19 protein-coding genes are annotated in these 19,709 nt (G+C 44.4%); 11 read left to right on the top strand and 8 right to left on the bottom strand.

The window, feature by feature from the left end; translation table 11 throughout:
• Positions 1-200: 200 nt before the first annotated feature.
• The 8 genes from FN831_RS18080 to FN831_RS18045 all read left to right on the top strand — a co-directional run bounded on the left by FN831_RS18080 (position 201) and on the right by FN831_RS18045 (position 8,603).
• Positions 201-2,591, top strand: coding sequence for a heavy metal translocating P-type ATPase (locus tag FN831_RS18080; protein WP_142529593.1), 2,391 nt, complete (start codon positions 201-203; stop codon positions 2,589-2,591).
• Positions 2,588-2,776: a cbb3-type cytochrome oxidase assembly protein CcoS gene (gene ccoS, locus FN831_RS18075; RefSeq protein ID WP_142529592.1), complete on the top strand. Its 189-nt coding sequence runs from the start codon at positions 2,588-2,590 to the stop codon at positions 2,774-2,776. Before FN831_RS18080 ends, ccoS begins: the two co-directional genes overlap by 4 nt.
• Positions 2,777-2,844: 68 nt before the next feature.
• Positions 2,845-4,956 (top strand): cytochrome-c oxidase, cbb3-type subunit I, encoded by a 2,112-nt coding sequence (gene ccoN / locus FN831_RS18070; RefSeq protein ID WP_142529591.1) that lies wholly within the window; start codon positions 2,845-2,847, stop codon positions 4,954-4,956.
• A gap of 18 nt (positions 4,957-4,974) precedes the next feature.
• Positions 4,975-5,154 carry a hypothetical protein gene (locus FN831_RS18065; RefSeq protein WP_142529590.1) on the top strand — a complete coding sequence of 60 codons (180 nt, stop codon included), beginning with the start codon at positions 4,975-4,977 and terminating at the stop codon, positions 5,152-5,154.
• On the top strand, positions 5,138-5,974 hold the full coding sequence (locus tag FN831_RS18060) for a cbb3-type cytochrome c oxidase N-terminal domain-containing protein (RefSeq protein ID WP_142529589.1): 837 nt from the start codon (positions 5,138-5,140) through the stop codon (positions 5,972-5,974). Before FN831_RS18065 ends, FN831_RS18060 begins: the two co-directional genes overlap by 17 nt.
• Positions 5,975-5,986: 12 nt before the next feature.
• A complete protein-coding gene (gene ccoG / locus FN831_RS18055; protein WP_142529588.1) occupies positions 5,987-7,384 on the top strand; it encodes a cytochrome c oxidase accessory protein CcoG in 1,398 nt (465 codons plus the stop codon).
• Positions 7,385-7,387: 3 nt separating this feature from the next.
• The gene (locus FN831_RS18050) at positions 7,388-7,810 is read left to right on the top strand and encodes a FixH family protein (RefSeq protein WP_142529587.1); all 423 of its coding nucleotides are present in this window, start codon (positions 7,388-7,390) and stop codon (positions 7,808-7,810) included.
• Positions 7,811-7,922: 112 nt separating this feature from the next.
• Positions 7,923-8,603, top strand: a complete 681-nt coding sequence (locus FN831_RS18045; protein WP_142529586.1) for a sulfite exporter TauE/SafE family protein — start codon at positions 7,923-7,925, stop codon at positions 8,601-8,603.
• A 12-nt stretch (positions 8,604-8,615) separates the two neighbouring features.
• On the opposite strand, the gene FN831_RS18040 is transcribed toward FN831_RS18045, so the two are convergent.
• From FN831_RS18040 to FN831_RS18010, 7 genes are all read right to left on the bottom strand, one after another.
• Positions 8,616-9,428, bottom strand: coding sequence for a helix-turn-helix domain-containing protein (locus FN831_RS18040; protein ID WP_142529585.1), 813 nt, complete (start codon positions 9,426-9,428; stop codon positions 8,616-8,618).
• Between the two features lie 65 nt (positions 9,429-9,493).
• Positions 9,494-9,871, bottom strand: coding sequence for a VOC family protein (locus FN831_RS18035; protein ID WP_142529584.1), 378 nt, complete (start codon positions 9,869-9,871; stop codon positions 9,494-9,496).
• Positions 9,872-9,986: 115 nt separating this feature from the next.
• A complete protein-coding gene (gene hemN / locus FN831_RS18030) occupies positions 9,987-11,351 on the bottom strand; it encodes an oxygen-independent coproporphyrinogen III oxidase (protein ID WP_142529583.1) in 1,365 nt (454 codons plus the stop codon).
• Positions 11,344-11,799, bottom strand: a complete 456-nt coding sequence (locus tag FN831_RS18025; RefSeq protein WP_142529582.1) for a Rossmann-fold NAD(P)-binding domain-containing protein — start codon at positions 11,797-11,799, stop codon at positions 11,344-11,346. The genes hemN and FN831_RS18025 overlap by 8 nt, the downstream gene beginning before the upstream one ends.
• Positions 11,800-11,883: 84 nt before the next feature.
• A complete protein-coding gene (locus FN831_RS18020) occupies positions 11,884-12,942 on the bottom strand; it encodes a response regulator (RefSeq protein ID WP_142529581.1) in 1,059 nt (352 codons plus the stop codon).
• A gap of 6 nt (positions 12,943-12,948) precedes the next feature.
• The gene (locus FN831_RS18015; protein WP_142529580.1) at positions 12,949-14,133 is read right to left on the bottom strand and encodes a PAS domain-containing sensor histidine kinase; all 1,185 of its coding nucleotides are present in this window, start codon (positions 14,131-14,133) and stop codon (positions 12,949-12,951) included.
• A 21-nt stretch (positions 14,134-14,154) separates the two neighbouring features.
• The gene (locus FN831_RS18010; protein ID WP_142529579.1) at positions 14,155-14,481 is read right to left on the bottom strand and encodes a hypothetical protein; all 327 of its coding nucleotides are present in this window, start codon (positions 14,479-14,481) and stop codon (positions 14,155-14,157) included.
• 166 nt (positions 14,482-14,647) lie between these two features.
• On the opposite strand from FN831_RS18010, the gene FN831_RS18005 reads away from it, so the two are divergent.
• A complete protein-coding gene (locus FN831_RS18005) occupies positions 14,648-16,450 on the top strand; it encodes a hypothetical protein (RefSeq protein ID WP_142529578.1) in 1,803 nt (600 codons plus the stop codon).
• On the opposite strand, the gene FN831_RS18000 is transcribed toward FN831_RS18005, so the two are convergent.
• Entirely contained in the window at positions 16,431-17,339 is a 909-nt protein-coding gene (locus FN831_RS18000; RefSeq protein WP_185960529.1) for a HEPN domain-containing protein, read from the bottom strand. The genes FN831_RS18005 and FN831_RS18000 overlap by 20 nt on opposite strands.
• Before the next feature lie 494 nt (positions 17,340-17,833).
• On the opposite strand from FN831_RS18000, the gene FN831_RS17995 reads away from it, so the two are divergent.
• Positions 17,834-18,130 (top strand): hypothetical protein, encoded by a 297-nt coding sequence (locus FN831_RS17995; RefSeq protein WP_142529576.1) that lies wholly within the window; start codon positions 17,834-17,836, stop codon positions 18,128-18,130.
• A gap of 87 nt (positions 18,131-18,217) precedes the next feature.
• Positions 18,218-19,444, top strand: a complete 1,227-nt coding sequence (locus FN831_RS17990) for an immunity 26/phosphotriesterase HocA family protein (RefSeq protein WP_142529575.1) — start codon at positions 18,218-18,220, stop codon at positions 19,442-19,444.
• Positions 19,445-19,709: the final 265 nt, after the last annotated feature.

The raw sequence follows: 19,709 nt of genomic DNA, 5'->3' as shown, positions 1-19,709 counted from the left end.
TGGGATTAAGATGCTATTTAGTAGAAAAATAACACTTATACATGTTAACAAAAATAGTATTATTCAATAAATATTATATAATAATACGAAATTTTAATCAAACACCGTAGATATATAGTGACCTCTATCATGTTTTAAGGTTTCTGTTGTCATTTTACTCCTGCGTTATACCAAGCATTTTTGCGGGATAATACTACAGGATGAAAGAGACGATAATTCTATCTGTTGATACGCAATGTTATCACTGTGGCGACAGCCTTCCACATACACCATTTTCTTCAGGCGACAAGCAATTCTGCTGTGCCGGCTGTAAAAGTGTGTACCTGATCCTTTCCAGTCACCGGTTAACAAACTATTATACATACAATGCCGTTCCTGGTGCCACACAAAAGAAAACCGAAACGCATTTCGACTACCTTGATGAACCGGGCATTGCTGCAGATCTGATTGATTATACAGATGACCAAACCACCGTCATCACCCTTTTTATCCCTGCTATCCATTGCAGTTCATGTATCTGGCTGCTGGAAAACCTTTACAAGATCAATCCCGGTATTTCAAATTCACGTATTGATTTCCCGAAAAAACAAGTGAGTATCACCTTTAAAAACCAGTTGATTTCATTGCGTGGCACGGCAGAGCTGCTGACATCTGTTGGTTACGAACCGCTGATCAGTTTGCAGGATATGGTAAAAAAGCAGCAGTCAGACCATTCAGAGCGCAATCTGGTTACCAAAATTGCAGTTGCAGGTTTCTGCTTTTCCAATGTCATGATGCTCAGTTTTCCCGAATATTTTGGCTTCAGCGCTTTCGAAAAAAACTTCCAGACGTTTTTTAACTGGATAAACCTTGCCCTGGCAGTACCGGTTATGCTTTACAGCGCCCGGGATTATTTTATATCCGCCTGGACAAATCTCAGGAATGGAGTGCTGAACCTGGATTTTCCGCTTGCCCTTGGAATTGCCGTGATGTTCCTGCGGTCTGCCGCAGAGATCGTAAGCCATACCGGTTCGGGCTTTATTGATACGCTGTGTTCACTGGTTTTCTTTATCCTGATCGGTAAATGGATGCAGCACCGTACTTATCACTATCTGTCATTTGAGCGCGACTACCGTTCCTATTTTCCGGTGGCGGTAACCTGTATAAAAGAGGGTAAAGAACAATCTGTTCCCTTGAATGAACTAAAAACCGGCCAGCGCATCCTGATCCGCAGCAATGAGATTATACCCGCCGACGCAATCCTGCTCAAAGGTGAGGCAAAGCTGGATTTTAGTTTTGTAACGGGCGAATCTCAGCCTGTAGAGAAAGTGCTGGGTGAGGTGATCTATGCCGGAGGACGGCAACTCATGGGTGCTATAGAGCTCGAAGTAGTTAAAGCCGTTTCGCAAAGTTACCTCACCAAACTATGGAACAATGAAACCTTTGTAGGGAAGAAAGATCCGATTCAGACATTTAGCCATACCGTCAGCAAATATTTCAGCATTGGCCTGCTGCTGGTTGCTACTGCTGCCGGCCTGTTCTGGATCAATACTGACATCAACAGGGCGGTGGCTTCTTTCACGGCAGTCCTGATCATCGCCTGCCCTTGTGCCCTCGCACTTAGCTCGCCTTTTACCCTCGCAGCTGTACTGAGCGTATTTGATAAAAATAAATTCTACTTAAAAAGTACTGCCGTGATTGAGGAACTTGCCAGGATCGATACCATCGTCTTCGACAAAACGGGTACCATCACCAATCCGGCAGCAAATGGCTTTCAATTTACGGGCACGCTCAGTACACCAGAAAAACAGCTGGTAAGCGATCTTGCCAGGAATTCAGGTCATCCGCTCAGCCGGGAGCTGGTAAAATGGCTCAACCTGGATGCAGTTTATCCGGTAGACGAGTACCGTGAAATGGTAGGCCGGGGAATCAGCGGTATTGTAAACGGGCATCAGCTAAAAATAGGCAGTGCGGCATTTTTAGGTATCAGCATTGTCCACAAAGGCAGTGTGGTTCATGTGCTGGCCGACAATCATTACTGCGGTTACTTCGTTTCAGAACAACGATGGCGCCCGGGATTTAAAGAGCTGGCGTTAAAACTGGGCCAGGATAATGACCTGCACCTGCTCTCCGGAGATCAGGACCATGACAGGGAGCTTTTAACGCCTTTCTTTTCCAGGATGCAGCAGCTGCATTTTAAACAAAGTCCGCAGGACAAACTGGACTACATCCTTGCCCTGCAGAATAAAGGGGCTAGGGTAATGATGCTCGGCGATGGTTTAAACGACGCCGGCGCCCTCCGCCAAAGTAACCTGGGCATAGCCGTAACAGACGACATCAATAACTTCTCTCCAGGCTGTGACGGCATTCTGGACGGCACTGCCTTTGAGAAGCTCCCTCAGTTTATCCGCCAGGCCAAAGATGCAGTGAAGGTCATCCGCATGAGTTTTGTGATCTCCATCCTGTATAATATGGCCGGGCTTTTCTTTGCTGTACAGGGCCTCCTGTCGCCACTGATCGCGGCCATTCTTATGCCGCTCAGCACAGTAACGATTATTCTTTTTACTACCCTCGCAGCAAGGTTTTACGCAGGCAAAAACAACTTATCATGAACATTATCTATCTATTGCTCGGCCTCAGTATTGTGATTGCCGTACTCTTTCTGACGGCATTTTTCTGGGCCAATAAATCGGGACAAAATGACGATCTCTACACACCTTCCGTTAGGATGCTCTTCGATGATGAGCCAAAGCAGCCCGGCAAGGAACAAAGTGATGAAGATCATATCCAAACATAACTGAGGTCACTCCCCAACCCTTGTGCAAGACATAATTTTACCCACATAATCATCACACGTTTTTTATCATGACCGAAAAGTTTTACTATGACAACAAAACCGTCAGGAACTTTGCTATTGCCACCGTTGTATGGGGCATAGTGGGGATGACGGTAGGGCTTCTGGCCGCTATGCAACTCTTTAAGCCTGCAATGAACTTAGGTACGCAGTACACCACCTTCGGGCGCATCAGGCCGCTCCATACGAATGCAGTGATCTTTGCATTTGTAGGCAATGCCATCTTTATGGGGGTATATTATTCTTTGCAGCGGTTGCTGAAAGCCAGGATGTTCAGCGATATCCTCAGTGCTATACACTTTTGGGGCTGGCAGCTGATCATTGTCGCCACTGCCATCACACTTCCCCTGGGCCTGACTACCTCGCATGAATATGCAGAAATGGAATGGCCGATAGACATCGGTATTACGCTGATCTGGGTGGTTTTTGGGATTAATATGTTCGGTACAATATTTAAAAGGCGAGAAAAACATATGTATGTCGCGATCTGGTTCTACATTGCCACCTTCGTTACTGTAGCTGTATTGCATATCGTAAATTCAGTAGAGCTCCCGATATCCTTTTTTAAAAGCTATTATGTTTATGCAGGCGTACAGGACGCACTGGTACAATGGTGGTACGGGCACAATGCCGTAGCATTTTTCCTGACTACCCCCTACCTGGGGATGATGTACTATTACCTGCCAAAGATGGCCAACCGCCCGGTGTATTCATATAAACTAAGTATACTCCACTTTTGGTCGCTCATCTTCATCTATATCTGGGCCGGCCCGCATCACCTGCTCTATACCTCATTGCCTACATGGGTACAATCTTTAAGTACAGTGTTCTCCGTTATGCTAATTGCACCAAGCTGGGGCGGGATGATCAACGGCCTGCTTACACTGCGCGGTGCATGGGATAAAGTGCGTGAAGATCCGCGCTTAAAGTTTATGGTGGTAGGCATCACCTGCTATGGTATGGCAACTTTTGAAGGTCCAATGCTTGCCCTGAAACAGATCAATGCTATTGCACATTATACCGACTGGATAGTGGCACACGTGCACGTAGGCGCCCTGGGATGGAACGGATTCTTAACTTTTGCCGTGCTGTACTGGATTATTCCAAGAATTTACAATACCACGCTATATTCAGTAAAACTGGCTTCATTCCATTTCTGGATCGGTACGCTGGGAATTATATTTTATGCCGTACCGCTCTATTTTGCCGGATTTACACAAGGCCTGATGTGGAAGGAATTTACACCGGAAGGTTTACTTAAATATCCGAATTTCCTGGAAACCCTCAGACAGATCCTGCCGATGTATATGATGCGTGCCCTGGGCGGCACACTTTACCTTACGGGCGTTATCGTGATGAGTTACAACCTGATCAAAACAATGGCCGCAGGCAGCCTCGTAGCCAATGAAGCCGCTGAGGCAAGCCCTCTGCCATCGGTATTCGTTGCGCAGGGGACCGACAAAAAATGGCACCGCTTCCTTGAACGCAAACCACTGCTGTTCCTGGTGCTTTCACTGGTAGTGATCCTGATCGGCGGGATGGTGGAGATGATGCCTACCTTTACCATCAAATCCAATATCCCTACCATCACCAGTGTAAAGCCTTACAGTCCGCTGGAACTGCAGGGGCGCGATCTTTATATCAGGGAAGGCTGTGTAAACTGTCACTCTCAGATGATCCGCCCTTTCCGCTCGGAAACGGAACGCTATGGTGAATACAGCAAGGCCGGGGAATTCGTGTATGATCACCCATTTCTGTGGGGATCCAAACGTACCGGGCCCGACCTGCAGCGTGAAGGCGGCAAATACGGAAACGCCTGGCATTACGATCACCTTTTTGATCCGCAGACCATGTCACCGGGCAGTATTATGCCTCCATATGAATGGCTGATCGATCAGCAACTGGATACAACTACAACAAGGGCCAAAATCACGGCAATGCGTTCACTGGGTGTGCCTTACGAAACCGGCTACGAAGCGATGGCCAATGCAGCCCTGGAAAAACAGGCAAAAAGTATTGCCGACGACCTCAGGCAGAACAATATCAAAGTGAAAAGTGACAGGGAGATCATCGCCATTGTAGCTTACCTGCAGCGCCTCGGGACAGATATCAAAGCAAAGTAACATCAATACAACCAAAACATGTTCAAGCAATTTTTAGAAAATGCTGAGGGAAACCAGGGGTATCTGCTCAGCTCGTTAGCCATCTTCCTTATATTCTTTATCCTCGTGGGCGTATTTGTGCTGACCATGAAAAAAGAAGAAATTAAATATATGAGCGAACTCCCATTAAAAGACGAAGACGATGAAAGAGGCAGTTAACCACAGCTGGACAGACAGTATTACATCCGCAGACATTGTAATCAGCGTGATGGTGATCGCCGCACTGATCGTATTATGGGTTTCTGTCCTCCTGCTCAGGGTTGTCCGGTTTTATGTAAAAGAGAGTATTAACCCTACTCCCTTTGCCACAGCAGAAGAAAAGGAACAAAGGCGTCTGGAAGAAGAAGCCAGAAGGGCCCTGGAGAAAAATAAACCAACAATATGGTCTAAACTGATGCAGCTGAAACCTATAGAAGATGAAGCTGAACTGGTGATGGACCATCAATTTGATGGGATCTCCGAATTAAACAACCCTACACCCGCCTGGTTTATGGCTTTGTTTTATGGAACAATCATCTTTGGGATCGGCTATCTGCTTAACTACCATGTGTTTCATTATGGCAAATCGCAGGAGGAAGAATATGTAGCAGAGGTACAAAAGGCAGCAGATGACAAGATTGCTTTCCTGGCCAGTCCGGAAAATGCAGCCAGCGCAGTAAATGAAAACAACATTGTACTCAGTAAAGATGCAGCAGTGCTGAAGAACGGACAGGCCTTGTTTGCCACCCGCTGCCCGCCATGTCATGGCGACCATGCCCAGGGATTGGTTGGCCCAAACCTGACCGATGAATACTGGCTGCACGGCGGAAAAATAAAAGACGTATTTAAGACCATCAAATATGGCGTTCCGGAAAAAGGAATGATCGCCTGGGAGAAATCAATGAGTGCCCAGCAGATTTCGGACATCGCCAATTACGTCTTATCCTTACAGGGAACAAAACCTGCCGGCCCAAAAGCACCGCAGGGCAACAAAGAATAAACAAAACATAAAATGTCACAAAGCCCGGCACAATTCAGAGACCAGATCAGTACGGTTACAGACGATGGAAAGCAAAGGAAATGGCTTTACCCTAAACTTATTAAGGGCAGGCTTTTCCGTTACCGGGCCATCGTCAGTTATTTCTTTATCATCCTGCTGTTCGCTGCGCCCTTCATCCGGCTCAACGGCGAACAGCTGGTGCTGCTGAATGTGCTGGAACGCAAATTTGTGTTTTTTGGACTGATCTTCTGGCCGCAGGATTTTTATCTTTTTATGCTGGCGCTGATCTCTTTCATGATCTTCATTGTACTGTTTACGGTTGTTTTTGGCAGGGTTTTCTGTGGATGGATCTGCCCTCAGACGATTTTCCTGGAGATGGTATTCCGAAGGATTGAAAGCTGGGTAGAAGGTAATCCGGCACAGCGGAAAAAACTGGATGAAGGGCCATTGACAACAGAAAAGTTGAGTAAAAAAACCCTGAAACACGGCCTGTACCTGCTGATATCTTTCCTGATTGCCAACATCTTTTTGTCTTACCTGATCGGCAGCCCTACATTGCTGAGCATTATCAGGGAACCCATATCAGCGCATTTATCGGGTTTCATTTCCATCAGTGTGTTTACGGTGGTCTTCTACCTGGTATTTTCACGGATGAGGGAACTGGTGTGCACCGTAGTTTGTCCCTATGGACGTCTGCAAAGCGTACTACTGGATAACCAAAGCATCATTGTTGCCTATGATTACCATCGCGGGGAACCCCGGGGGAAAAGGTTTAAAGAAGAAGAACAGCAGAAGGGCGATTGTATTGACTGCGGATTGTGTGTTCAGGTTTGTCCTACAGGCATCGATATCAGGAATGGCACCCAGATGGAATGCGTTAATTGTACTGCCTGTATCGATGCCTGTGATATGGTAATGGAAAAAATCGGGCGGCCAGCCCGGCTGATCGGTTTCAAATCTGAGGATGAGATCCTCCAAAAGAAGTCTTTCACACTGAACAAAAGGATCTACGGATATGCGGTGGTACTTTTCGTGCTGCTGGGCACACTAAGTTACCTGCTGATCAAAAGAAGTGATGTAGAAACTACCATCCTCAGGGCGGGCGGAACACTCTATCAGCTGCGCGACAAAGAGCAGTCGGTAAGCAACCTGTACAATGCCGAACTGGTAAACAAGACTGCGCATCCGCTGAAATTCGAGATTGTACCGGATGACCGGGCTGCAAAGATCCAGTATATCCAGAAAGAAGATCATCTGGCTGTTGGCCTGAGTATAAAGATTACATTTTTTGTGATCCTGCCACAGTCATCCATCCGGCAGTATAAATCACCCATAGGCTTTAAGCTGCTCTCCGGCGGAAAACAGGTTGATCATTTTGAAACCACATTTATTGCACCTCCTAACGATTAAATTATGAACTGGGGAACAAAACTCATCTTAGGCATGGCCAGCTTTATGCTCTTCATTGCAGCAATGGTACTGATCATGTTCAACAGCAAAAAAGATGCGCTGGTGGACACGGATTATTATGAAAAAGGGATCAATTACAACAAAGTATACAATAGGAAAGAGCAGACCAAAACAGATCATGCCACTCCAGAGGTACAGGCAAATCGGGATGTGATTGTTATCCGGTTCAGAGAACATGCAAAAGGAACCGCCGGCCTGATGCGAACATCAGACAAGGCGCTGGACAAAGCTGTGACTTTCGAAAGTAATATGAACAACCAGGTGATTATTCCCGCCAGCCAACTAAAGAAAGGCTCATGGAGATTGATCATTGAGTGGATCAGCAACGAAAAAAGTTATCTGTACGAACAGGAAATCATACTGTAATCATTCGATGGGCCTCGGCAGTATTTTCGCTGGGTAGTACGGCAGGATTCCACAAAAATTAGGATAAAGTAATTATACTACCAATTGCCATGCATCATTTAATCCAAATGCGATGAGTTATCAAAATCTTGCCTTTATGATCGGACTTCTCGGCAGTATACACTGCGTAGGCATGTGCGGTCCGCTGGCATTTGCTGTTCCTTCGCTGAAAAGCGGCTGGGGATATCTAATCTTCAATAAACTCAGCTATCAGGCAGGCAGGATCATGTCGTACTGCCTGCTGGGAATATTAATTGGCCTCGCCGGCAAACAAATCTGGCTGGCCGGTCTACAACAGGGCGTAAGTATCCTGAGCGGTTTACTGATTCTTACCGCAGCTGCGTCCAGACTGTTCAGATTTTCGGTGGGCAACCCAGAGTCCATATTCATCAAACCTTTTAACAAAGTCTTCGGCTATGCGCTTAAGCATCAGGCAAACCACCTGATCATTGGCATCATCAATGGTTTTCTGCCCTGTGGCTTTGTCTACCTCGCAATGGCCGGGGCACTCAATACCGGAACCGTAAGTTCTGCTGCAGGTTATATGTTTTGGTACGGGCTGGGCACACTGCCCCTGATGTTTATCGCAGGGATCAGTGCGGGCTTTACTACCCAGATCCTGAGAAGGAAGATCAATAAGATTGTACCCTATTTTATGGTTTGCCTGGGGCTTTGGTTTATCCTCCGGGGCCTGGAATTAAACATTCCCTATGTGAGTCCTGCTCCAGCCGGCGTCACTGCAGTTTGCAGATAAACCATTGACAATCTATGCTTTAAAACCTAGTACTGCAGGCGAATACCCAAAATGTTTTTTAAATGCAAAGGAAAAATGTGAAAGGTTCTCGAAGCCGGTTTCAAGATACACCTCTATTGGCTTTCTTCCCTCATCAGACAATTGGCGATGGGCAAGCTCCAACCTTTTTTGGACCAGCCATTTCTGAGGAGTAGTATTGAAGGCCTTTTTGAAATCACGTTTAAAGGTGGTGAGACTGCGCCCTGTCAGGTGTCCAAATTTTTCCATATTCATGTTGAACATATAGTTCCGTTCCATGAATTCAACCAGATTGATCTTCTCGGCCTGTGAAAAATCGGCGAGTACGTTGTCTATATTCGGATCAAGGGCTCTTAATATCGCGATAGCTTCCTCAATTTTTACCGAGATAATTTTTTCGGGAAGTTCGCTTTCCAAATCAAAGTAAGGAACCAGCGAAGTGAAAAAACTTTCCAGCATCGGATGTTTTTCATAGGTCTTTATCCGATCGTTATTCACCTGAGTAAAATGAGGCGGATTGCCTGCATAAAACTCTTTTAATCTTTCTGTCCTGAAAAAAATGACGATTGCCTTGTAGGGCAGACCATTTTTAGGATTTTTGATTAATGTGGACAACTGGTTACCGGGGAAAAGTAGCGTATCACCTGGCCCAAAGAGATAGGAGCGGTCAGCTTGCACCACCTTCATTTCACCAGATATGATTCTGGCAAAGGAATGGTGTTCCAAGGCAATCTCATCCTTAAAATATTTTTCCTCTATACACGATAAAAGAATCTCAGCATATCTGTTTTGCTCTCTTCCAGCCATGGGTCGTTAAAATCTAAAAGTACGCAAAAAGAGCGGCAGCTGACCGTTAATTAATTTCGTTCCGCTTAGCTTTTGTGTACCAGCTCCAATTCATACCCGTCGGGATCAGTTACCCATGCAGCATAATACCCCGGATAGTATTCAGTGAAAATCCTTGGTGCATGTATTGTTTTGGCGCCCGCCTCCATTGCAGCTTCGTAAAAGGTATCAACCTGCTTATGGCCTTCTGCAATCAACCCAATATGCACTCCGGCCGGACTGGACTTACCTTCTTTGAGCCAGAAGAATACAGTTTTGCCATTACCGAAGCCTTTAAGTGCCGGATGCCCGTTCTCCCCTTCAAAATCCATATTCATTTTGATTCCAAGTGGCTCAAAAGCCCGGGTATAAAATTCTACTGAACGCTCGAAACTGTTTACTGTTATGATTACGTGATCTATCATGAATGCTAATTTTTTAGTATATTCAAAGATAGCTTAGTCAGAAAGGGGAAGCTTTGTTTTAAGGGCTTATTTTACTTTGTTGAGAGGGCCAGTAAAAAAAAGAAATGTGACTATCCTAACCGGCCATACTGAACAATTGTGTTTGTGGCAGGTTAGCCCATAAACGGGCATCCAGTGCCATACAGATGTTGCGTAAAAATCTTTTGCCCGTTACAGTAACTTCCAGCTGCTGCCCATCCATTACAACCAGTCCGTCCTCAGCCAAAATTTTCATTCGCGCCAGGCCCTCTGTAAAGGCAGAATGCTGTTCCTGCGGCTGTGCCCATGATGTCTTGCCTTTGCACATCAGATTCAGGATATGTTTCCTGATCACCAGATCTTCAGCCGTGAGGATATGTCCTTTAAAAAGGGGAAGCCGGCCGGCAGTAACCAATTCAAGATACTCCTCAACATTTTTTACGTTCTGTGCAAAAGCCGTCCAGCTGTCGCTGATCGAAGATACCCCCAGGCCAATCATCAGTTCACTGTACTGATGGGTATATCCCATAAAGTTGCGATGCAGGCTTCCGTCCTGCTCTGCCGCATACAGCGGATCCAGTTCAAGGGTAAAATGATCCATTCCAATCTCATGATAACCACCCTGTTTCAGCATATCACGCCCCAGTTCATAGAGCTTTTGCTTTTCAGCTGCATCAGGGAGATCCTTTTCGGTATATCTGCGCTGTCCGGGCTTTACCCATGGCACATGTGCGTAACTATAGAAAGCAATACGGTCTGGTATAAGTTCAAGTACAGCGTTAATCGTTGAGGCCAGTCCTTCAGCATCCTGTAATGGCAAGCCGTAGATCAGATCATAATTCACAGAGGTGTATCCCGTCAGGCGCGCCAGATCAGTGACCTGAGCAACTTCTCCCACACTTTGAATCCTGTTGATCACCAGCTGCACCTTGGGATCAAAATCCTGTATACCCAGGCTTAAACGCTTGAAACCAAGGTCATATAAGGTGCGAAGGTGCGCTTCTGTCGTGTTCCCCGGATGTGCTTCAAAACTGAACTCTGCTTCTGGATGTACCTTTGCCGGTGCAAGGATGCCTTCGATCAGCATTTTCAGGTTTTGAGGAGTAAAAAATGTAGGCGTACCACCGCCCAGGTGCAGCTCTCTGATCACAGGTTTGTCTGTAAAAATCTGCTGATACATGGCCCATTCCTTAAGCAGCGCCTGAATGTAAGGCAGTTCTACCCCGTGATTTCTGGTAATGCGTGTATTGCAGCCGCAGTAAGTACAGAGGCTTTCGCAGAAAGGTAAATGAATATACAGGCTAATGCCATCTGTGGCGTTGCTGTGTTTAAATGCGCTTTGCACCGCAGCAATCCAGCGTTCTTCTTCAAAGCCCTGCTTGTCCCAGTACGGAACTGTTGGATAGCTGGTATAGCGTGGTGCAGGAACGTGGTATCTGTTGATCAGATGCGGATTACTCATGGCCTGGAAATTTAGGTTTTACCTGGTCGCAGGATCTTGAACAAATACAGGATGAGCCTAAACAGCGGTTTTCCTGCCATTTATCAAGGTTCAGTATTGTTTCCCTGGCAAGAGCATGAGGTAGTTCTTCATCCGTAATGGCCATCAGGGCCGATGCAGGTACGTTTGCGATTTTAATATTGCGGCTGGCAGCAGCATCCTGATCGATGTGCAGCGTAACGCTGGATCTGGTAGCGATATACTTGACGCCCAGATCGGCCAGTTTATTGATGACTTCAGCACTGACCTCATCGTCTGTAAATACAATCACGGCCTCTTTGCCTTCAGCATAACTTGCCGTGCCTGAACTCAGTGAATTTGATATGAGTGTAATCTCATGCTTCTTGTGGTTGGCTATCGCCAGTGGCTCTTTTTCAAAAGATTTTATGCTGTAAGCTACTACTCTCATCCCAAATTGATTTGTTAATAACCAAAATTAGGTGGATAAACGCTTTTACAGAATGAGATGAATCAGCCATAAATATGATCCTTGTCAGTTTTTCATCTGCTGCAGCTTCAGATAGTCAAGAATACCAATCTGGCTGCCTTTTCTTTCAATGATCCCCTCGTCTTTAAAGTCGCTCAGGATCCTGCTCACGGTTTCTGTAGCCATACCTGCCATTGCAGCAAGATTGTCCCTTGAAATACGCAGGCTGATCTGTCCCTCCTGCTTTTCCAGCTTACAAAGCCTGATCAGCACTTCGGCCATGCGTTTACGCACAGAATGATAGGCCAGTTGCAGTAACTGTTCTTCCTTGTCCAGCAGGTTATTGGAAAGGATATGGATAAATTGCCTTGCAACATCAGGATAGCGGTTCAGCAATTCTTCAAGCATATCTTTGGGCAACTGGCAGATCGTTGTATCCTCCAGGGCTTCCGCTGTTTCGGCATAAGGTTCGTTGAGCAGCAATGCCGGAATTCCAAAGTATTCATCGGGCCCATACATACCGGTGAGCAATTCTCTTCCGTCCTCGCTCAGTTTTATAGTTTTTACTTTACCGGTCAGCACCAAGTAGATTCCTGACACCTGGTCGCCCTCATAATAAATGATCTGTTTCTTCCTGATGCTCCGCACCTTTCGTTCCGTGATCATCTTATCGAGTTCTTTAACGCCTGCATTCCCAGCAGCCAGATGCGTGAGCTGCGTCATCGATTTGCTGTAGAAAACCTCCTGTTTCTCTTTTTTGCTCAGACGGCTTTCAATCGCGTTCAGCAGTTCAACATCATCAAAAGGCTTTACCAGATAATCGTCGGCGCCCATTTCCATCCCTTTGCGCATATCCATACGCTCAGCTTTGGCTGTGAGGAATATAAAGGGCGTAGCCGACGTCAGCGGATTTTTGTTCAGCAGGTATAACACACCGTAGCCATCCAGTTCCGGCATCATAATATCACACAAGATCAGATCAGGCAAATTTGCATTGGCCATTTCTACGCCTTCCTTTCCATTACCTGCCTCCGTAACTTCGTATCCGGCGAGTTCAAGTATTTCCACAATGCTTTCCCTGATATCATCATTATCTTCGATAACCAGTATCTTTATTTTACTCATGACGGTCTATTTATTAAAAGAGAGAACGAAAGTGGTTCCCTGGTTAATTTTGCTTTCAAACTGAACTTCACCATTCATCAGGCCGGCATACCGCAGCACGATATTAAGTCCCAGTCCCGTTCCGGGAATGCTCCCTGTATTGTGTGCCCTGAAAAAAGGCTGGAACAGGTGGACCTGGTCCGAATCAGGAATTCCGATCCCGTTATCCTTGATCGTCACGATGCACTGCTGGTCGCTGATCTCCGTATTAAATTCGATAAAGGTATTTTCACCGGAGTACTTGATCGCATTGTTGATCAGGTTGATCATACAATTTTTCAGTAAGTTCTGGTCCAGCATCACCATGCTTTCCAGTCCCGTATGCTGATAGATAATATTCTGGTCCTGCTTGGCAATCATCTGCATTTCTTCAGTGATCTCCTCGGCAAGTTTGACCAGATCAAATTGCTGAAAGGTGGGTTCCACTCTCCCGGCTTCCAATTTTTCGAGCGACAGAAAATCATTCAGAATGGTGGTGAGGTTGCCAACGGCGTTTTTTATTTTATGTACATGTTTTGCAATCTGCGGGTTCTCGTAAGGCTGAGCATACTTTTCAATCAGCGAAGCTGAAAGCTGCACCGAACTGAGCGGTGTGCGGAACTCGTGCGAAGCCATAGACACAAAACGGCTTTTCATCTGGTTCAGTTCTTTCTCTTTTTCAAGGGATAAACTTACTTCTTCTTTGGCTTCCCTCAAGGCAGTTACTGTTTTCTTGAGCGATTTTGTGCGTTCTTCTACCAGTCCCTCCAGTTCAGTAGCATATTCCCTCAGCCGCTCCTCTGCTTCCTTTTCCTTTGAAAGGTCATGGATAAAACCCGTAAAGATCGTCCGGTCTTCATATTTCACCTCGCTTACGGCCAGGCGAAAGGGAAAGGTAGAGCCATCTTTGCGCAGGCCCCTCACTTCCCTTCCTTTGCCAATAATATGCTTTTCATGGGTACGGTGATAATGACCGATGTACTCATCATGAGCAGAATGATCCGGCTCGGGCATCAGCATCGAGATATTTTCACCCACAACTTCGTCAATATTGTATCCAAAGAGCCTGAGCGCCGAAGGATTGAGGCTTTCCATTATCCCCTTGCTGTCGATAGTGATAATTCCATCTATTGCTGTTTCAATAATTGAATGTAAAAGCCTCGCATTTTCCATAGGGTGTTTTTACAAATATAGCTAAATACCGGCTACGGTGATGATCAGTATTACGCTATGAATTAACAGGCTTAAGCCAAAGAGAAAGATGGTAGACCTGGTGTTGGCGCCGCTCATATTAGCTACAATATTTGCAAAAAAGATAATCATGCTGACTGCCAGACAGGGAATCACATGTCCGTCAAGAGAATAGACCAGGATAAATGTGATGGGTACAAGCATCGTGGCGTGCAAAATAAGTGATACAAGGAACCATGCTAATCTGTTTTCTTTCTGACTATCAGCAAAAGTGATAAACTTTGCCCATAATGAGATGGTTGGTTGATGTGTTAGTGCTAAAGTTGCCATAATATATATGTTTTGATTACCACAAATATCATTGCAGGGAGCATCTGTTTTCATGATCCGCATCATGATAAGGATTAATACTGGTCATCGAAAATAATGACCGCTGTCATATTTTACCTTAATTTTTCTGTGCTCTTTTGCTACCCTACAGATAAAACAACAGCGCATGACCCATACTTTTCATATTCCCGTTCTAGGATTAGGCTATTCGATAGACACTCCATTAAAAGTAGCCAGATATGGCATATCCTCCGTTGTTTCTATCACAGACGACGAGCTCTGTGAGCGCATGCGCAAGTTTCATTGTGCAGAAAATCAGCTGGAATACGTTGCGATAGCCAAAGAGGACGAAGATGGAAGGGCCAGGAGAATCACGGCCTATCTCAACCTGTTGCACAGGCTGGTGAATGAGCAGTTCAGGCTGCTCAGGCTGCAAAGTTTTGCTCCGGGAAATGATATCCATAACTATTTTGAATTGCTGCCGCAGCATTCACGTCCAAAGATGATCTACAGACATATGATGCAGATGGAAAAAGGCGAAGAAAAAGACGTGCTGCAGAAAGAATTGCGGTGGCAGATGACGGCAGGCGGGATCGATGTAAATATTATGTCTAAAGTAGACAAAGCGAATTACAATGCCGCTCATGAAAACCTGGGCAATGATTTTACTGATGCCGTAGCGGCCATGCGGGGTTTTGCCAACAGTACCCTATACTCCTCTGTAGTTATTTCAGCAGGTTTAAACCCAAGGCTGTATGCCTATATGGAAACCTGCAAAGATTTCTTCCCTGATAAAGCAGGATTGATCAGGAAAAAGATCATCCTTAAAGTGAGCGATTTCCGGTCTGCCCTGATCCAGGCAAAGATGCTGGCTAAAAAAGGCCTTTGGGTAAACGAGTTCAGGGTAGAATCAGGACTGAACTGCGGCGGCCATGCTTTTGCTACCGAAGGTTTTTTACTGGGCCCGATCCTCGAAGAGTTTAAACAGAAAAGGACAGAACTAAGCAATGAACTTTATGGGATATACCATTCTGCACTGCAAGCCAAAGACATCAGGGTATCCACAAAACCGGGCTTAAAAATTACCGCACAGGGTGGGATCGGCACCGCCGAAGAACATAGCTTCCTGATCAATTATTACCAGCTGGATGCCGCCGGATGGGGAAGCCCCTTTCTGCTGGTTCCTGAAGTGACCAACGTAGATAACAATACCCTGGCTGCACTGGCTGGGGCAACAAGTGAAGATTACTACATCAGCAATTCTTCTCCATTAGGCGTACTGTTCAATAACTTTAAACAAAGTACGATGGAAGAACAGCGGCTACAACGTATTGAAAAGGGCAGGCCGGGCAGCCCATGCAAAAAAAAGTTGCTATCTACCAATACAGAATTTACAGCATTGCCGATTTGTACAGCTTCAAGGGAATATCAGCACCTAAAGATCAAAGAATTGATGTTAACCGAGACAGAACCTGATGTTTTGAAAGAAAAACTGGATGCAGTTACGGAGAAAATCTGTCTGTGTGAAGGATTATGTGCTTCAACGTACCTCAAAAATGGGATGCTGAAACCGCGTGAAAACAAAGCAGTAAGCATTTGCCCCGGCCCAAACCTGGCTTATTTTTCAAAAACGTATACACTCAGAGAAATGGTTAACCATATTTATGGAAAGGAAGCCATTAGCTTTAAGATCAGCCGGCCAAACCTGTTCATCAATGAGCTTAACCTGTATGTTGAGTATCTGAAAAAAGACCTGAATGCACAGCTGGATGATCTGAATACGAAAAAACAGAAGTACTTTGAAAATTTTACAACACAGCTGCAAAATGGGATTAATTACTACAAAAATATGATTCCTGAGCTTAAATTAAGCACTGCTTTAGCAGCACAGGAACTACAGCAGCAATTGCAAAACGCAGAAGAAAAGTTAAGGGTAATTGCTGGTCAGCTTAATGCAAAACTTTCTTAAGCGCAACTTCATTTTCTCCCATTAGTTCCTGATATACTGATGCTTGATGTGCTAATTCTTCAATTTTGGCAATACACATTTCCTTTGTGAGCATTAAGAATAATGATACACGATCCAAAAGGATTTGTGCATCATTTGCGCAGACTGAAAAATCACCTGCATACCGGGAGTCACAATAGCTTTTGAGTAAAAGGTTGAATAAGCGTTCATCTTCAGGGCTTCCTGATAAAAATGTTTGGATCGGCCGGTCTGAAAACGAACAGCATAAGCGCAACATGCGAAGTAAATTGTGAATATCAGAACGGTAAGCCAGGTGTACCCTGAGCAGAACAATTGAGCATTGCTCTACTACCTGATGGAGCATAAAGGTGGAGACATTGAAGTCCTTTCTGGCTAGACATTCAGCCGCACCGTGCAGAAAGCCCTCTGCCAGGGGGATATGATGATCAAAATGTTTTTGCGCTTTTTTTGCGGCCAGCGTTGGAATAAACCTGTCGGTAAAATCGAAATTGCTCATTCCGTCACGGCTGTATAACAGCTGTCCAGTAGTGTATATCCGGATAAAAAACCTGCTGTTGGCCCTGAGTGCTTCCGATACTGTCTGCTGACTGTGGCTGATCACCGAAATTGTGCCGTGATGATAGTAGATATTTGAAAATTCCTGTACTTCATGATCAATGCGTGTAGCCTTCTCTGTCACCATCAGTAAACAGTAATTACAATTGTAGCTGCTTTCAGTTGCTGTAAAACAACCATTCGTCTCTGCAATAAGGTTGGTTTTGGCGAAGCAGAAAAGCTGCAGTGGCTGAAATCTCTCTACCAGACGGTTAACGAATTTCTTAAAATGGTTTGTCTGGTGGTTGATTGCTGTGGTGGTATGCATTTCCATATATCTCATTTTAGTCGGTTTCACTACAATGAGTCCTGGGGTTGGAATGATAAATTTGGGGTCCGCCAACCGTGGCTAGCAAAAGTTTCTCAGGCCTTACGTAAACACGGAATTACAGCAGACCCCAAATCTATCTCGAGGTACAAATATAGTACATCTACACATAGATAATGGGTAAACTGCTGTCTTACGTCACGGCCTGAGATTGCTAGCCGCAAGACTCTATAAAATTTTTAAAACATTATTTATCCTAATAGATTACAATAATGTTTTATTAATAAACAAATGTATTAAAGAAATTAATTATCGTCAAAAATAATTTGAAATATTTTTGTTTGAGGCTTGGATCTTGCCAGCATTTGCTGACATCCATCCTGGTAATGGGCCACTGAAGTGGATAAGGGTTCGAACCCCTTCGGCTCCACTGAGGCCCTTTTGTTATGTTGTTTTAATCGCTAAGTTTGTCAGTTAGACTAAATCTTATATATTTATAAATGAGTTTTGAAATACACATATATTTAGGATCTGCATGCATAACAGAAAAATCGAAGCACAAGTATCCAGTCGGAGAAAAACATGCCTTTTTATTTTATTTGAAACAAGATAAAAATTCTGAATATGCCCCAATACAAGCAGAAGAGGTTATTGCAGAACTTGGATTTAGCAATATCGAATTTTCCAGAGTGGGAAAGGTTAGTCCCGATAGAATAGGACATGGGGACAAAAAGGATTATTACGATAATGCTATAGAACACGGATCTACATTTATATTATATGAAGATCCTATGTAGCGTAAGTGGTCAAAGCTCATATCTGGAAAAGCGCCATTTATTATAATTGATAATTATTTAGAACTTAAACTGCGTAAAATAGCGCTAATGAAATTTGAATTAACAAATGAACAACGCCTATATTTTGGCTTAAACCCGATAGAGCCACATTGGGAAAGAACGATTTTCAAGGGAGATACCTATCGCCCGGATAGCACTCTTTATTTTGAAGGAGAAGTGATTAAAAGGCATATTCTCTCTACTAAAGAGCAATATCAGGAAAAGCAGTACAATGAGTTAACTCGTGGCAGAACAATACTACTACCTAAAACGGGTAAAGGGAAAGAAAAGAAACTCACCCTTTCAGTATTGGAGTCGCGTCAACCGACTGGTGTATATTGTGGCATAGATTATCTTGGACGTGTTTCTATTGGCAATTACAATACCCAAACCACTTTTTACGATACTCGCTGGGAAAAGAAATTTGTAAAAGATGCTGCAACATTAGAAATAAGCATTATTGCAACAGACTTTGTCAATAGCGCTCCACCAAAGCATTTAGTCGAAATTAATCAATTTAAGGAAGCCCAACGCAAACTCTCTAAGTTTAAATCTGGTGATTTCCTTGTCTTTAAAGTTAGTAGAACCCAATATGGCTTTGGACGGGTACTGGCCAGTATAGACCAGATTAAAAAAAAGAGCATCCTATCTGGTGACCACGGCTTGAATCTGATAATGACCAAACCAGTACTGGTCAAGGTTTATGCTTATTTGTCTGAAACTAAAAATATCGATCTAACAATTTTAGAGCACGCAGGTTCTTTACCATCCGATTATATGATGGATAACTTGTTGCTTTACGGGCAATTTGAAGTGATAGGACACAAGGAATTAAAGCCAGAAGAATTGGATTTTCCAATATCATATGGCCGACATATCAATATGCAAAAACATACATCATTTTTACAATGGGGCCTTATTCATCAGGAACTTTCTATCACCACATTTAACAAATATTTCGTTGCAGAAAATCCATTCGTCGCAGAGAATAGTTACTCAAGAGAAGTTTCCAACCCTTATGGTTTCTATAGCATTGGTTTTTACCCTAAATATTTTGGTTTATTAGAAATTAAAAACGCCATTGCCAATAAAGGAAAGTTTGACTACAGTAAAAATCCTAATTACAGCACTCATTTTGACCTACGTAATCCAGCTAATAAAGTAGTCCGAGAAGAACTTTTGAGTGCTTTTGGCCTGAACCCGGCGAAAGATTATGATGATAATTGTCGTTTGACAAATACCATCGATTCCAAAACTTTGGTCAGGTCGTTATAAGCCAATAAACATTAGTTTTTTTGAGCATGTATGTTATGAGCGTAGCTAATTTCATTCTTGCCCTCTTCAGCCTAGCTGGATTTCTCTCACTACATAACTGGTCAACCGCCATAGCCGTAAGCTGTCTTTTACCTCTGAGGGGAGGCTCCGGTTGAAGTAACAAATCTCTTGATTAGGTGTTCGATGGCTGCCCTCTTGCCTCTCATACCACTTCAAAACCCAATTCCCCAATTTCCAATTAATTTTCCTCATTAACCGCCCTAAC

It is taken from the genome of Pedobacter westerhofensis (assembly GCF_900182595.1).
In the GTDB taxonomy this organism is placed as follows: Bacteria; Bacteroidota; Bacteroidia; order Sphingobacteriales; family Sphingobacteriaceae; genus Pedobacter; species Pedobacter westerhofensis.
Note: the sequence above shows the minus strand (reverse complement) of the source record. Positions and strands in the feature narration are given on the sequence as shown.

Coding starts and splice junctions, on each gene's coding strand:
- FN831_RS18060 (WP_142529589.1), top strand. CDS start 5,138: ATGAAAGAGGCAGTTAACCACAGCTGGACAGACAGTATTACATCCGCA.
- FN831_RS18010 (WP_142529579.1), bottom strand. CDS start 14,481: ATGGCAACTTTAGCACTAACACATCAACCAACCATCTCATTATGGGCA.
- hemN (WP_142529583.1), bottom strand. CDS start 11,351: ATGAGTAATCCGCATCTGATCAACAGATACCACGTTCCTGCACCACGC.
- FN831_RS18065 (WP_142529590.1), top strand. CDS start 4,975: ATGTTCAAGCAATTTTTAGAAAATGCTGAGGGAAACCAGGGGTATCTG.
- FN831_RS18025 (WP_142529582.1), bottom strand. CDS start 11,799: ATGAGAGTAGTAGCTTACAGCATAAAATCTTTTGAAAAAGAGCCACTG.
- FN831_RS18020 (WP_142529581.1), bottom strand. CDS start 12,942: ATGAGTAAAATAAAGATACTGGTTATCGAAGATAATGATGATATCAGG.
- FN831_RS18040 (WP_142529585.1), bottom strand. CDS start 9,428: ATGGCTGGAAGAGAGCAAAACAGATATGCTGAGATTCTTTTATCGTGT.
- FN831_RS18035 (WP_142529584.1), bottom strand. CDS start 9,871: ATGATAGATCACGTAATCATAACAGTAAACAGTTTCGAGCGTTCAGTA.
- FN831_RS18000 (WP_185960529.1), bottom strand. CDS start 17,339: ATGGAAATGCATACCACCACAGCAATCAACCACCAGACAAACCATTTT.
- FN831_RS18005 (WP_142529578.1), top strand. CDS start 14,648: ATGACCCATACTTTTCATATTCCCGTTCTAGGATTAGGCTATTCGATA.
- FN831_RS18015 (WP_142529580.1), bottom strand. CDS start 14,133: ATGGAAAATGCGAGGCTTTTACATTCAATTATTGAAACAGCAATAGAT.
- ccoN (WP_142529591.1), top strand. CDS start 2,845: ATGACCGAAAAGTTTTACTATGACAACAAAACCGTCAGGAACTTTGCT.
- ccoS (WP_142529592.1), top strand. CDS start 2,588: ATGAACATTATCTATCTATTGCTCGGCCTCAGTATTGTGATTGCCGTA.
- FN831_RS17990 (WP_142529575.1), top strand. CDS start 18,218: ATGAAATTTGAATTAACAAATGAACAACGCCTATATTTTGGCTTAAAC.
- FN831_RS17995 (WP_142529576.1), top strand. CDS start 17,834: ATGAGTTTTGAAATACACATATATTTAGGATCTGCATGCATAACAGAA.
- ccoG (WP_142529588.1), top strand. CDS start 5,987: ATGTCACAAAGCCCGGCACAATTCAGAGACCAGATCAGTACGGTTACA.
- FN831_RS18045 (WP_142529586.1), top strand. CDS start 7,923: ATGAGTTATCAAAATCTTGCCTTTATGATCGGACTTCTCGGCAGTATA.
- FN831_RS18080 (WP_142529593.1), top strand. CDS start 201: ATGAAAGAGACGATAATTCTATCTGTTGATACGCAATGTTATCACTGT.
- FN831_RS18050 (WP_142529587.1), top strand. CDS start 7,388: ATGAACTGGGGAACAAAACTCATCTTAGGCATGGCCAGCTTTATGCTC.